The 13,663-nt window shown below is 44.7% G+C and carries 13 protein-coding genes; 4 read left to right on the forward strand and 9 right to left on the reverse strand.

The annotated features are described in order from the left end of the window. Position 1 precedes the first annotated feature (1 nt). The 6 genes from Q1A18_RS06975 to Q1A18_RS07000 form a co-directional block, all read right to left on the reverse strand. Entirely contained in the window at positions 2-1,060 is a 1,059-nt protein-coding gene (locus Q1A18_RS06975) for an RluA family pseudouridine synthase (protein ID WP_299578218.1), read from the reverse strand. Between the two features lie 2 nt (positions 1,061-1,062). Beyond that, entirely contained in the window at positions 1,063-1,869 is an 807-nt protein-coding gene (locus Q1A18_RS06980) for a PASTA domain-containing protein (RefSeq protein ID WP_299578219.1), read from the reverse strand. Between the two features lie 270 nt (positions 1,870-2,139). Further along, positions 2,140-2,298, reverse strand: a complete 159-nt coding sequence (gene rpmH, locus Q1A18_RS06985; protein ID WP_299578220.1) for a 50S ribosomal protein L34 — start codon at positions 2,296-2,298, stop codon at positions 2,140-2,142. 230 nt (positions 2,299-2,528) lie between these two features. Then, positions 2,529-3,149, reverse strand: a complete 621-nt coding sequence (rsmG, locus tag Q1A18_RS06990) for a 16S rRNA (guanine(527)-N(7))-methyltransferase RsmG (RefSeq protein WP_299578221.1) — start codon at positions 3,147-3,149, stop codon at positions 2,529-2,531. A 95-nt stretch (positions 3,150-3,244) separates the two neighbouring features. Beyond that, complete coding sequence (locus Q1A18_RS06995; protein WP_299578222.1) at positions 3,245-3,856, reverse strand: sigma-70 family RNA polymerase sigma factor; 612 nt, start codon at positions 3,854-3,856, stop codon at positions 3,245-3,247. Then, complete coding sequence (locus Q1A18_RS07000; RefSeq protein ID WP_299578223.1) at positions 3,847-4,974, reverse strand: glycosyltransferase; 1,128 nt, start codon at positions 4,972-4,974, stop codon at positions 3,847-3,849. The genes Q1A18_RS06995 and Q1A18_RS07000 overlap by 10 nt, the downstream gene beginning before the upstream one ends. A 138-nt stretch (positions 4,975-5,112) precedes the next feature. Here Q1A18_RS07000 and tgt point away from each other — a divergent pair, with 138 nt between their 5' ends. The 4 genes from tgt (at position 5,113) to Q1A18_RS07020 (ending at position 9,446) form a co-directional block, all read left to right on the forward strand. After that, entirely contained in the window at positions 5,113-6,243 is a 1,131-nt protein-coding gene (tgt, locus tag Q1A18_RS07005) for a tRNA guanosine(34) transglycosylase Tgt (RefSeq protein WP_299578224.1), read from the forward strand. Between the two features lie 32 nt (positions 6,244-6,275). After that, complete coding sequence (locus Q1A18_RS07010; protein WP_299578225.1) at positions 6,276-7,364, forward strand: LptF/LptG family permease; 1,089 nt, start codon at positions 6,276-6,278, stop codon at positions 7,362-7,364. 201 nt (positions 7,365-7,565) lie between these two features. Next, the gene (locus Q1A18_RS07015; protein WP_299578226.1) at positions 7,566-9,110 is read left to right on the forward strand and encodes an acyl-CoA carboxylase subunit beta; all 1,545 of its coding nucleotides are present in this window, start codon (positions 7,566-7,568) and stop codon (positions 9,108-9,110) included. Positions 9,111-9,125: 15 nt separating this feature from the next. After that, positions 9,126-9,446 carry a biotin/lipoyl-containing protein gene (locus Q1A18_RS07020; RefSeq protein WP_299578227.1) on the forward strand — a complete coding sequence of 107 codons (321 nt, stop codon included), beginning with the start codon at positions 9,126-9,128 and terminating at the stop codon, positions 9,444-9,446. A gap of 62 nt (positions 9,447-9,508) precedes the next feature. On the opposite strand, the gene Q1A18_RS07025 is transcribed toward Q1A18_RS07020, so the two are convergent. The 3 genes from Q1A18_RS07025 to gcvP form a co-directional block, all read right to left on the reverse strand. Next, positions 9,509-9,745 (reverse strand): hypothetical protein, encoded by a 237-nt coding sequence (locus tag Q1A18_RS07025; protein ID WP_299578228.1) that lies wholly within the window; start codon positions 9,743-9,745, stop codon positions 9,509-9,511. A gap of 123 nt (positions 9,746-9,868) precedes the next feature. Continuing rightward, entirely contained in the window at positions 9,869-10,681 is an 813-nt protein-coding gene (gene ispE / locus Q1A18_RS07030) for a 4-(cytidine 5'-diphospho)-2-C-methyl-D-erythritol kinase (protein ID WP_299578229.1), read from the reverse strand. Between the two features lie 53 nt (positions 10,682-10,734). Then, entirely contained in the window at positions 10,735-13,599 is a 2,865-nt protein-coding gene (gene gcvP, locus Q1A18_RS07035; RefSeq protein ID WP_299578230.1) for an aminomethyl-transferring glycine dehydrogenase, read from the reverse strand. Positions 13,600-13,663 lie beyond the last annotated feature (64 nt).

Raw genomic sequence — 13,663 nt, forward strand, 5'->3', positions numbered from 1 at the left:
GTTAATCAATATTTCTGTTAGCAATGTAAGCACGCCATTTGTCAATCGCCTGGCTCATGTCTTCCGGCAATTCGGAATCGAAAAGCATTTCCTCGCCTGTTACCGGGTGAATAAACCCGAGTGTTTTGGCATGCAAGGCCTGGCGAGGCAACACGTTAAAACAGTTGTGTACAAATTGCTTGTATTTGGCAAAAGTGGTTCCCCGTAGTACCTGATTGCCACCATAGGTATCATCGTTAAAAAGCGGATGCCCCAGGTATTTCATATGTACCCGGATCTGGTGCGTACGGCCGGTTTCCAGCTGGCACTGAACCAGGGTAACATAGCCCAGCTCTTCCAAAACCTTGTAGTGTGTTACCGCATGTTTGCCATGTTCCCCTTCAGGATACACGGTAAAAACCTGCCGGTCTTTCACACTGCGCCCAATATTTCCTTCAATGGTGCCCGTGGGTTCTTTGGGTGTTCCCCAAACCAACGCAACATACTGTCGTTTCGTTGTTTTATCAAAAAACTGTTGAGACAACTTCACTTTGGCCAATTCGGTTTTAGCGACCACCATTAAGCCCGAAGTATTTTTATCAATGCGGTGTACCAGTCCGGGACGCGGATCTGTTGTTTTGAAAAGCGGCAGGTCCTGGTAATAATAGGCCAGGGCATTAACCAATGTTCCGCTGTAATTCCCGTGTCCGGGATGAACCACCAAACCAGGCTGCTTATTGACCACCAGCAACTGGTCGTCTTCGTACACAATATCTAAAGGAATATGTTCCGGTATAATCTTCAACTCACGCCGGGGAAAATCCATTACAATGGCCACTTCATCCCCAGGCTTAACTTTATAATTTGACTTGACAGCCTGTCCGTTAACCAGAATATTACCGGCTTCGGCCGCCGCTTGAATCCGGCTTCGCGAAGCATTGTCGATCCGGTTTACCAGAAATTTATCCACCCGAAGCAATTTCTGCCCGGCATCTACCATCAGCTTATAGTGCTCATACAAAGCACCTTCTTCCGACTCATCCAGCTCTTCACTGAAGTCTGTATTTTTATCTTCAACCATCCTTAAAATTCCTCTTCTTCTTCCAACTTTAGTTTCTCCTCATCCACGGTCAACCAGATATCGATTGACGCTCCCTGCTCAATTTTTGCGCCCGGGGCCGGGGCCGGACGTTGCTGCCACACACGTGCGCTGGCACTATCTTCAGCCGTTTCAAAAGAGTCATCATAAATAATTGCTCCCAAATTCAGGAACGACACTGCAGTCAACTCAGTGGCTTGATCCAGCCGAACACCTAATAAATCCGGAACTTCAGTAGCTTCACCAAAGCGACTTTGCCCCACCGTTAAATCAATATTAGCCCCCTTGTTGACCAAGGTTCCTTGTTTCACCGGTTTCCCTTGAAGTTTCTGTTCCAACACCAGGTTTGGAAACTCGCTAGGCACATAATCCACATTCCCAACATTCAAGCCGAAACTCATCATCAGGTTCATGGCCTGACGATACGAAATATCGGTCAGTTTGGGCATAGCAACCTGCTCCGGTTTAGACGCGCAAATGGTCAAAAAAATAGTACGTCCACGCTTCACCATGGCTCCGGCTGCAGGCACTTGGTCAATGACTGCTCCAGGCGCTGCATCTTTAATGTACAAGGAATCCACGACATCAAAAAGCAACTCATCCTCCACCACTTTCATTTTCACTTGCTCAAGCTGCATGCCCGAAAAATCGGGTACGGCATAAGCTTCACCATGGTTGGTATAAATTCGCAATCCGAATATGGTGATCAACAACAGCATCACCGTAATAACAATTGCCAGTAAGACACTTATCCAGAAACTCTTACTTGCCAGGTACGCCTTAAAACTCATAGGGTAAGCATTTAATCTTCTTATGAAACAAAAATAGCTTAAAAATTAGTATGTGGAAATGCGATTAAAATTTAATCCGAATATCTGGCACAATGGGTTATCAGCTTAACGTTTTGGTCAACTCATACCCGCTCGGAGGATAGTTTCAAGCCTGCCAACCAACTTCGGTCTCCCGGCATCTTTCGGCTGACCTATTCAACATGGCCCAACAAAAAAAGGCAAAGAATAGTTATTCTTCACCTTTCAATGTATTTAAGTTTTTTCAGTGTCTTAACGCTTATGACGTGGTTCGTCAGAAACAGTCAATTTCTTTCTTCCTTTCGCACGACGCAATTTCAAAACTTTGCGACCGCCGACAGAAGCCATTTTCGCACGAAATCCATGTTTATTTCTGCGCTTTCTGTTAGATGGTTGAAATGTCCTTTTCATTTGTCAATATTTTTATGTGTGATGTACTCTCGCTTATTTTGGACTGCAAAAATAATTCTTTTTTGATTCCTTCCAAAATATTGTCAGGAATTTTCACGGGTTTTCATACGAATTCTTCATCCGGCTCGGGTTCCAGCAACATTTTTATAGTCAGTCAGTCCAATCCTTCGCTGGCAGCAATTCCTGCGTTACAGCCAAGGTCATGCCACAGCCAGCGGTATTGCATGAAATTAGAGTCGTAAATGAATCAGCTTTTTCGTTTCAAAAAACTCCTCCTCAAATTGGTCACTCAAAGGGTAAACCGATACCTTTTTCCTGAAGGCTTCCAGCTCATCGTCAAAATCGCCACCCTTCAGGTATAAAATACCATTCGCTAATGAATTATGCTGAACCTTACTGATTTTCTTGCGCACCAGCGAAACAAATTTTGGGAAAGCAGTGACCGCCCGGCTGACAACAAAGTCAAATTGCCCGGGCACTTTTTCTGCCCGGTTCTGCTCCGCCCGAACATTGGTTAAGCCCAGACTCTGGCTCACTCCTTCAACCACTTTAATCTTCTTGGCAATGGAATCGACCAGAAAAAAATTGGTTTCAGGAAAAAGAATCGCTAATGGAATGCCCGGGAAACCACCTCCCGTTCCAACATCCATGATGGAGGTTCCCGGTTCAAACCGGATGTATTTGGCAATGGCCAACGAATGCAGTACATGGCGCTCATACAAATGATCGATGTCCTTGCGGGAAACGACATTAATTTTTTCGTTCCACTCGCTGTACAATGCTCCCAATTGTGACAATTGCTCCTGTTGCTGACTTGTTAAATCCGGAAAATATTTCGTGATGATTTCCATAGAATATGCGTATAATAAAATTACAAAACCGCTGACCCTTGAAGATGTCTTCAATTTAGCCTCGAAACAAAATAAACAAGCTGCAAGCTACGAACTTACTCTTCCTGATCATCAATCTCGGTAGATTCAATCATTTTAAAAAGCATTTCCCGTGCTCTGAACAACTGAGCTTTTACTGTTCCGAGCGGCAAATTTAGCTCTTTTGCAATTTCCTCATACGAATATTCACGAAAATAACGAAGTTCCACCAAGGTGCGGTAGCGCGGTTTTAGTTTATGAACGATGCGACGTAGTAAAATGGCCTTTTGAATACGAATCAGTTTTTCCTCCGGGTTCGGGTCTTTCGATTTGAGTCGAACCGACTGCTCATTTTCATTGCTTTCCGGATTGCTTTCAATCGAAACGTGCACGCCCTTCTTCTTACGCAAGAAATCGATGCAATTGTTTGAGGCAATCTTAAACAGCCAGGTACTAAAGGCGTAGCTAGGTGAATACTGATGCAGATTTTTAAATGCTTTACCAAAAGCTTCGATGGTCAGGTCTTCGGCATCGTTCTTATTATTGACCATTTTCAGGAGCATAAAATAAATGGCATCCTTATACTTACTCAACAGCTTTGCAAACGCTTTTTCATCTCCTTCCAAGGCGGACTCGACTAGCGCGTAATCCTGTTGGGCCTTATCGGACAAATTAGGATTTAATTCCATTTATTTCGTTTATGATGGATGTAAATTTTTATACCATGCAACAAACTAATTATCGGCCTGATATAAACGTACACAAACGAAGATAAAAAGATTTTATCTTCCTTCAAACGGGCTGACATAGTTTTGACAATAAAAAGTTGTAAAAAAAGGACAAAAAAGGCTGGAATTACAAAAAACGGCCAATTCTGAGGCTCCACAACTAACAGCCAGGTCCCTAGTCCGACAAACAGTAACTTAAAGACATCGGCCAGCCCATGAAGCAACCGGGCTCCAAATCGCAACTGCCGGTTCAGACAAATTTTCTTTTTTATTAAAGCTGAAAAATCGCTCGATTCCGTCTCGGTATTTTCCCGTACACAGGTTTCAGTATCCACAGAAACCTTTACCTTCTTCTTGACCGCAGCATTCAAAACCAATTCCAGGTTAGCAAAATGGTCGTTCATCTTCCCTTTAAAGCCAGATTGGTTAAAATAAATGGCCCGTTGAAAAAGCACGTTACTATCCTGATAAATAACAGGCAAACCTCCCAATGAATAGGCAGCCGAGCTTAAGAAAGCAGAAAAACGCTCCAATCGACACAGTTTATTCCACACATTTCGTTGTGCCAAAACATTGGTGTAATTAATCAGCAAGCTTGAATCGCCCACCTGTTCATTCGCCTTTTTCAGAAACTGCCGATTAATCTGATGACTGTCGGGCCTTACAAACAATACCAACTCCGAGTTGGAGGCTTTCATCGCCAGATTGATGGAAAGCTTTTCAGAGAAATTGGTTTCCTGACAAATAGAGGTGAATTTTAACCGGGGAAATTTTTTGGCCAGCTGAGCGACCTTCTGAATGGTGCAATCTTCGGAGAAATCATCCACCACAATCACATCATAGTTCGAATAATCCTGCTCCAGCAACTGCGTCAGCACCGCTTCAATGCGCTCTTCTTCGTTACGTACCGCCAGGCAAACACTCACCGACCGCTCTGCCTGTTGCGGTGATGTTTTTTTTATCAACAACAAACGGAGATAGAAAAACAATAGAAAGAACAACTCAACCACCACAGCTCCAAAGAAAATGGCCGGGGCAATCCATTCCAACGTTGTTCGGTTAAAGAAGTCGCAGTTCATGTTCAGATTTTACTCGCAAATTTAACAATCAAACACATTTAATTCCGTTTTTTTAAATTAAAATAATGACCAGCCAGAAGCGTGGCTTTCTGGTGGTTTAACTTTTATGCCTATCTTTGAGCACTCAAAAATTAATGCATGGACTTTACGCTTCAACATCAAGCAGTTAACAGCCAAGCCCGGGCTGGAAGATTGGAAACAGACCACGGGGCAATTGAAACACCTATTTTCATGCCGGTTGGAACAGCCGGATCAGTCAAAGGAATTCATGTTAAAGAATTAAAAGACGATATTCAAGCACAAATCATTCTTGGAAACACCTACCATTTGTATCTGCGCCCCGGAACCGAGATCATTCAAGAGGCTGGCGGCCTGCATAAATTTAACGGATGGGATGGCCCCATTCTGACCGACAGTGGCGGTTTTCAGGTTTTTTCACTGGGAGACATCCGCAAGCTAAGCGAAGAAGGAGCTAAATTTCAGTCTCATATTGACGGATCGCGTCACTTGTTTACGCCCGAAAGCGTCATTGACATTCAACGTCAGATCGGCGCCGACATTATCATGGCCTTTGACGAGTGTACGCCAGGGGATGCTGATTACGATTACGCCAAAAAATCGCTGGGACTAACCCAACGCTGGCTTGAGCGTTGTGTCAACCAAATGGAAAAAACCAGCCCGCTTTACGGGCACCAGCAATCCCTTTTCCCCATCGTTCAGGGGGCCGTTTATCCGGATCTTCGGGAAGCGGCTGCCAAACACGTCAGCTCCATCCCCAGTGATGGTTATGCCATTGGCGGATTGTCGGTAGGCGAATCCGAGGAAGACATGTACGCCATGATTGATGTGGTTAATCCGATTCTGCCCAAAGAAAAGCCCCGCTACCTGATGGGCGTTGGAACCCCCATCAACATTCTGGAAGCCATTGATCGTGGCGTGGACATGTTTGATTGTGTAATGCCTACCCGCAACGGGCGAAACGGTATGCTGTTCACGAAAAACGGCATTATCAACATTAAGAACCGGAAATGGGCCAACGATTTCTCTCCGGTTGACCCCGATGGCACTTCTTTTGTGGACCAGCACTATTCGAAGGCTTTTTTACGTCACCTTATTGTTTCTAATGAAATGCTGGGTGCACAAATTGCCAGCCAGCATAACCTGGCCTTTTACTTGTGGCTGGTTAAGGAAGCCCGCCAGCAAATTCTGGCAAACACCTTCAAAGAGTGGAAAGAAGAGCTGGTTCAAAAACTTGGCAGGCGATTATAAATTTTTCAGCATAAAGAAAACTAGTGGGCCCTATGAAAATACCCAGACTGCAAACCATTGACATTTACATCATAAAGAAGTTTCTCGGAACATTCTTTTACTCCATTGCACTAATCATCAGCATTGCCATGGTGTTTGACGTCTCGGAAAACCTGGACGAATTTATTTCGAAAGACGCGCCTATCAACGTCATTATTTTTGACTATTACCTGAATTTCGTTCCCTTCTACGCCAACTTATTCAGCGCGCTGTTTACATTCATTGCCGTCATCTTCTTTACCTCGAAGATGGCCTACAACTCGGAGATCATTGCTATTTTGAGTAGCGGCGTTTCTTATGCCCGGCTCATGCGTCCGTACATGGTTTCGGCCTTTATGATTGCACTTTTCTCTTACACACTGGGCAACTACATTATTCCGCCGTCGAATAAAAAAAGGATCGAATTCAGAAGCACCTATATCGATTCGCCCCGAAACTACCTGGAAAGAAACATTCACCGACAACTCTCTCCGGGCGTTTTTATTTATATGCAAAGCTACAATACCTCCAATGATGTGGGGTATAAGTTTACCATTGAAAAGTTTGAAGAAGGAAAATTGAAGTCGAAGCTTGAAGCCGACTACATCAAATGGGACCGGGAAGATAAAAAGTGGACCGTTAATAATTATGTCATTCGCGATATTGACGGCTACACGGAAACCATCGACACCGGTACCAAGCTGGATACCACTTTAAATATGACACCTGAAGACTACCGGGTCATGAAAAATGTTGTGGAAACCATGATACTGCCTGACCTGAATGATGAAATTAAAGACATGAAGCTGCGCGGGGTGAATACCACCGAATTTGAAATTGAAAAACACCGGCGTTTTGCAGGCCCCTTCTCCGCCTTTATCCTGACGATCATCGGAGCATCGCTGGCTTCGCGAAAAGTAAAAGGAGGACTTGGCCTTCATCTTGGCTTAGGAATTCTGCAAGCCTTCACCTACATCATGTTTATGCAAATATCCACCGTTTTTGCACTGTCAGGAGCCGTTTCCCCCTTGATGGGCGCATGGATCCCTAACATCCTTTTCGGTGCACTGGCCGCATACATGTACAAATGGGGAAGCCGCTAAGCGAACCTTCAAACGATATATCAAATTGTTCAAAACCAAATATTAACTCTCTCGTAAGAGCTAACATCAAATGTTTTAAAAATGTAGTAATGTGTTTGAAAAAGTTCTAATTTTGACCCGTTGAAGAACATAAAACTAAACACAAAATCATAACGGTCTCAAACAAAAACGAGACATTTTTTTTAATTAAAACTATATGATATGTCGTTGAAACGGAATATCCTTGACCTTCGAAAAAGGAAAAGTGAAGTTCTCAAAGGTGGTGGTGAAAAAGCCATTGAGAAGCAAGTAGCCATGGGGAAACTCACGGCCCGCGAACGTATTTTATACATCCTTGACGAGGGTTCATTTCACGAGTACGACCTGTTTGTTGAGCACGTTGGCCGCGATTTTGACATGGAAAAGAAAAAATTGCATGGCGATGGTGTCATCATCGGAACAGGAACAATTCATGGTTCTCCGATTTGTATTTTTGCACAAGATTTCACCGTAGCCGGTGGGTCACTGGGCTTAATGCACGCCCGGAAAATCACAAAAATCATGGATCACGCCCTTAAAATGCGCGTGCCTTTAATCGGTATCAACGACTCTGGTGGTGCCCGTATTCAGGAAGGTGTTGACTCCCTGGCAGGTTATGGCGAAATCTTCTTCCGCAACACCCTGGCCTCTGGTGTGATCCCTCAAATCTCAGTTATTCTGGGCCCTTGCGCCGGTGGAGCCGTATACTCTCCTGCTTTAACTGACTTTGTATTTGTGGTAAATAACATCTCCAAAATGTTTATTACCGGACCAAGTGTCATCAAAACGGTACTTGGCGAGGAAATCTCCATGGAAGAGCTTGGAGGAGCTAAAGTTCATGCTGAAGTGACCGGGAACGCCCACTTCTATGCTGAAAGCGAATTGGAATGCTTTGATCAAATCAAGAAATTGATGGCTTACATTCCATGGAACAACAAGCAAAAAGCAACGAAAATTGAGCCTCAACTTCCGAAGAAGAAGACAAAAATTGAGAATATCGTTCCCGGCGATCCTAAAATGCCTTATGACATTCGTGACATTATTGGAGCCATCACCGACGATTCTGAGTTCTTTGAAATCATGGAATTGTTTGCTCCAAACATCGTTATCGGATTTGGTCGCTTGAACGGAGAAACAGTTGGTTTTGTCGCCAACCAGCCTAAAGTATTGGCCGGAGTATTGGATTGCGACAGCTCGGATAAAGCAGCCCGCTTCATTCGCTACTGTAACGCTTTCAACATCCCAATCATCACTTTAGAAGACTTACCAGGCTATCTTCCGGGCGTTGACCAGGAGCATGCCGGTGTAATTCGCCATGGTGCAAAAATTCTGTATGCTTACAGTGAAGCCACTGTTCCAAAAATCACCGTGATTATCCGCAAGGCTTACGGTGGAGGTTATATTGCCATGAACTCGCGTCACCTGCGTGCCGACTTCGTATTTGCATGGCCTACAGCCGAAATTGCCGTTATGGGCCCTGAAGGAGCTGCGAACATCGTATTCCGTAAGGAAATCAGCGAAGCAGAAGATCCGGATGCCATGCGTCAGGTTAAAATTGAGGAGTACAAAGAAAAATTTGCCAACCCGTATGTGGCAGCAGCAAGAGGATACATCGATGAGGTTATCGAACCTGAAGATACCCGCAAAATGTTGCTTCACGCCCTGCAAGTGTCTGCGAACAAAGCGGTGAGCGGACCAAGCAAAAAGCACGGAATTCCTCCATTTTAAATTAAAACAAGAAGTATGACTGAAAAGAAATACGAAACGATAATCGTTCATAGCGCAAAGTACTTGACTGAGTACACGCGCAAATACCGGAACAGACCGATTTGGGCAACCCCCGATGAAAACCTTATCTATTCATTCATCCCAGGCACCATCATTGATGTGCATGTAAAAGCGGGTGAAAAACTGAAAGAAGGTGATAGCCTGTTGATCCTGGAAGCGATGAAAATGCACAACAACGTTCAAATGCCATTTGATGGCCAAATTGTAAAAGTGCATGTTAAACCGGGAGAGAAAATTCCGAAGAAACATTTGATGCTTGAAATCAAACCATTATAAAAAAAAAGGGGCTTAAGCCCCTTTTTTTATTTGTTTTCAACCGCCGGGCATCCCCTCTTGTTCTATTGCCAGTAGTTATCATCCACCATCCAGGCTTCAAGTGCCAGCGTCTGATCAATTGCCGGAGTCCAGTCCATTGTTCCCCGGTTCCAGAAAAACTCATCCACCATCCAGCTTTCGAGCTCCAATGCCGGCTCAACTTCTGCTTTCATCAAATCGCTCCTTGCTCTACTCTGCATGCCCGCCAAAACAGCAGCAAAAAGAGCCAATACTAAAATTTGTTTAACGAATCGTTTCATAGCTTCAAGACTTTCGTGTGTGTTTCTAATTGTTTTCTAATCAAAAGACTCACGAAAAGAGCAAAAGTTACGAACGAGACTGTTAAAGTTTCTGAGTTTAATCTTAATGAAATCTTAAAATCCTTATAATTCCTGGCTAAACACTTCGTAATCATCCGGGAAATGAGCCGCCAGATTCTTCTTCTCGGAGCGGAAAAGACCATACACCGCCGAACCACTTCCGGACATTAAGGCGAAAGTGGCTCCCAGCTGGTATAATTTTTCTTTGATGGCCTTTACTTCAGGATGCTTCTCAAAGACAACCTGCTCAAATTGATTTTGAAGGTTGCCCTTCCATTTTGAAACGGGAAATAGAATCAAAGCTTTCAGGGACATTCTACTCATTCCGGGTACAATATTTTTATAGGCTTCCGGGGTAGAAATATGGATAGGAGGCTTTACAACAGCCAGGTAGTAGTCAGATAAATTCAGATGAACCTCTTCCAGCAACTCCCCGCGACCACGGGCAAGAGCCGGTTTCTGGCGAATAAAAAACGGACAATCGCTCCCCAATTGCAAGGCATAAGCCAACAATTGCTCTTCGGAAAGCTTCAGTTGAAAAAGCTCATTTAAAAGAAGCAGCATGTAGGCTGCATCCGACGAACCTCCGCCAAGACCCGCTCCTACCGGAATATTCTTGTGCAAATGAATTTTCACCGGAGGTAACTGAAAATCCGTTTTCAGCAACTGATAGGCTTTCACAACCAGATTTTTTTCAAAGTCTTCCTTCAAATCAATCCCTGAAATTACAATGCTAAAAGCGTCAGATTCGACCACTTCCAAGGCATCCTGAATCGGGACAGGGTAAAAAACGGTCTCTATATTATGAAATCCATCGGGTCGTTTCTCTGTAACCAAAAGACCCAAATTAATTTTGGCAATCGGATATACTATCATGGTAAAAAAAATGACTGCTGTAAAGATACGAAACAGCAGTCATGATCAAGTAACTATTGATAAGATTCTATCGGATCGCAGGTACACATCAAGTTGCGATCACCATAAGCATCGTCTACACGGCCAACTGGTGGCCAGTATTTATTTTCTTTTTGCCACAACAACGGGAAGGCTGCCTGCTGGCGACTGTAAGCATGCTCCCAGTTGTCAGCTGTTACGGTATCAGCCGTGTGCGGCGCATTTTTCAGCGGGTTGTCTTCCTTGTCCGATTCACCCCGGATGATGGCTTGAATTTCTTCGAAAATCGATTTTAATGCCTCAATGAAACGATCCAGCTCCTCTTTCGATTCGCTTTCGGTTGGCTCAATCATCAAAGTACCATGAACCGGAAATGAGAGCGTTGGTGCATGGAAGCCATAATCCATCAAACGCTTGGCAATATCAGCTTCGGTAATTCCTGAATCTGCCTTCAAATGACGGCACTCCAGAATCATTTCGTGTGCCACCCGTCCCTTTTCTCCAACATATAAAATGCCGTATGTATCTTTCAACTGACTGGCAATATAATTGGCATTCAAAATGGCAATTTCTGTGGACTTGGTCAAGCCATCAGCGCCCAGCATTTTAATATATCCATAAGTAATAGGCAGCACAGAGGCACTACCCCATGGCGCTGCCGAAACAGCTGAAATTCCAACATGTCCATTATTCATAACCGGATGCGATGGCAGGAATTCCACCAAATGCGCGGCCACTCCAATAGGGCCAACACCCGGACCACCACCACCGTGTGGAATGGCAAAAGTTTTATGCAAATTCAGGTGACAAACATCGGCACCAATCCGCTTGGGATTGGTTAAGCCCACTTGCGCATTCATGTTGGCACCATCCATGTAAACCTGACCACCATATTGATGAATGATTTCGCACATTTCTACAATCGATGCTTCAAACACCCCGTGCGTTGACGGATAAGTAACCATAAAAGCTGAAAGGGTATCTTTATATTCTTCCGCTTTCTGACGAAGAGCTTCTACATCCACATTTCCCTTTTCATCGCAAGGCACCACCACAACATTCATCCCGGCCATTACGGCACTTGCCGGATTGGTTCCATGCGCCGAGGCGGGAATCAACACCACATTCCGATGATCATCTCCACGGCTTAGGTGGTACTGGCGGATTACCATTAATCCGGCGTACTCACCAGCTGCCCCTGAGTTTGGCTGCAGACTCACATCAGCAAAACCAGTAATTTCAGCCAAATCACGTCGCAGCTCCTCCATCATTTCATGGTAGCCGCGAGCCTGATTCTTAGGCACAAAAGGGTGAATACTGCTAAACTCAAACCAGCTAAGTGGCAACATTTCGGTTGCTGCATTCAGTTTCATGGTGCATGAGCCCAGTGGAATCATGGAGTGTGCCAGAGAAATATCACGATGCTCCAACTTTTTAATGTAGCGCAGCATCTCGGTTTCCGAACGGTACTTTTTAAACACCTCCTGCTTCATAAATGAAGACTGGCGCAAAAAGGCCGCATCAATCGCACACACTTCCGGATAGTCCAGAATATGCGGATAACGTTTGTTTGCAGCTTTGGCAAACACCTCAATAATCCAGTTAATATCTTCCAGGTTGGTGGTTTCGTCGATGCTTAAACCAACTTCCCCATTTTCAAAATAACGGAAGTTCATTTCCAGCTCATGCGAAAGCCACTCAATGTCTTCGCGTTTAACGTGCTTGGGCAGCGCAAAACGAATGGTGTCAAAATAATTCTGATTCAACTGCTGGTAGCCCAGTGCGCTTATTTGCTTGTCCAGCAAAACAGCGATGGCATGCACCCGTTCGGCAATTCCACGGATTCCTTCCGGACCATGATACACCCCGTAAAAACCGGCCATCGTAGCCAGCAGCGCCTGGGCTGTACAGATATTAGAAGTTGCCTTTTCGCGTTTGATATGCTGTTCACGTGTTTGCAGAGCCATGCGTAAAGCATGATTACCATGCTTATCTTTTGAAACGCCAATGATTCGGCCGGGCATAATCCGCTTGTACTCGGCACGGGCTGTAAAGAAAGCGGCATGCGGACCTCCATAGCCCATAGGTACGCCAAAGCGTTGTGAGCTTCCAAAAACAATGTCGGCTCCCCATTCTCCCGGAGGTGTTAACAAGGCCAGGCTAAGCAAATCTGCCGCCACAGCCACTTTGGCATCCACAGCATGGGCCTGTTCCACCCAGTTGTCATAAGACAAAATTTCGCCATTGGCGTTCGGATATTGCAACATGGCTCCAATAACCTGCTCATCAAAAGCAAAGTCACCAATAGCACCAATCCTCAAATCAATGTTTAACGGCATGGCTCGTGTCTGAAGTACTTCCAATGTCTGCGGCCACATATTTTCATCAATCAAAACCACATTGGCACCGGCTTTGGCTTTAGCTCTGGACCGTCCATTGTACATCATCACCATGGCTTCGGCTGCTGCAGTCGCTTCATCAAGCAAGGAGGCATTCGCCAGTTCCATCCCCGTCAGCTCACAAACCATGGTTTGAAAATTCAACAAAGCTTCCAGCCTCCCCTGAGAAATCTCGGCCTGGTAAGGTGTATAGGAAGTGTACCAAACCGGGTTTTCCAAAACATTCCGCAGAATGACAGCGGGCGTAATGGTGTCGTAGTACCCCATCCCGATATAGGTATTGAACACTTTGTTCATTTTAGCCAAATCGTGAATCCGACGGTAATATTTTCTTTCCGTCAGTCCATCCTTCAGCTTCAATGGCTTTTCCAACCGGATATTGGCCGGCACAGCCTGATCAATTAACTCTTCAAGAGAGGAAACACCGATGGTTTCCAGCATACTTTTGATATCCTCCTCCCGAGGACCAATATGGCGTGTTGCAAAATTATCACTTCCCATTTTTTCTTTTTTATATCTGAAGTTTGCTGTAATATTAGCTGGAAGATGTGTATAAAAAAATGAT

This window comes from uncultured Sunxiuqinia sp. (genome assembly GCF_947495665.1).
GTDB classification, from domain to species: Bacteria; Bacteroidota; Bacteroidia; order Bacteroidales; family Prolixibacteraceae; genus Sunxiuqinia; species Sunxiuqinia rutila.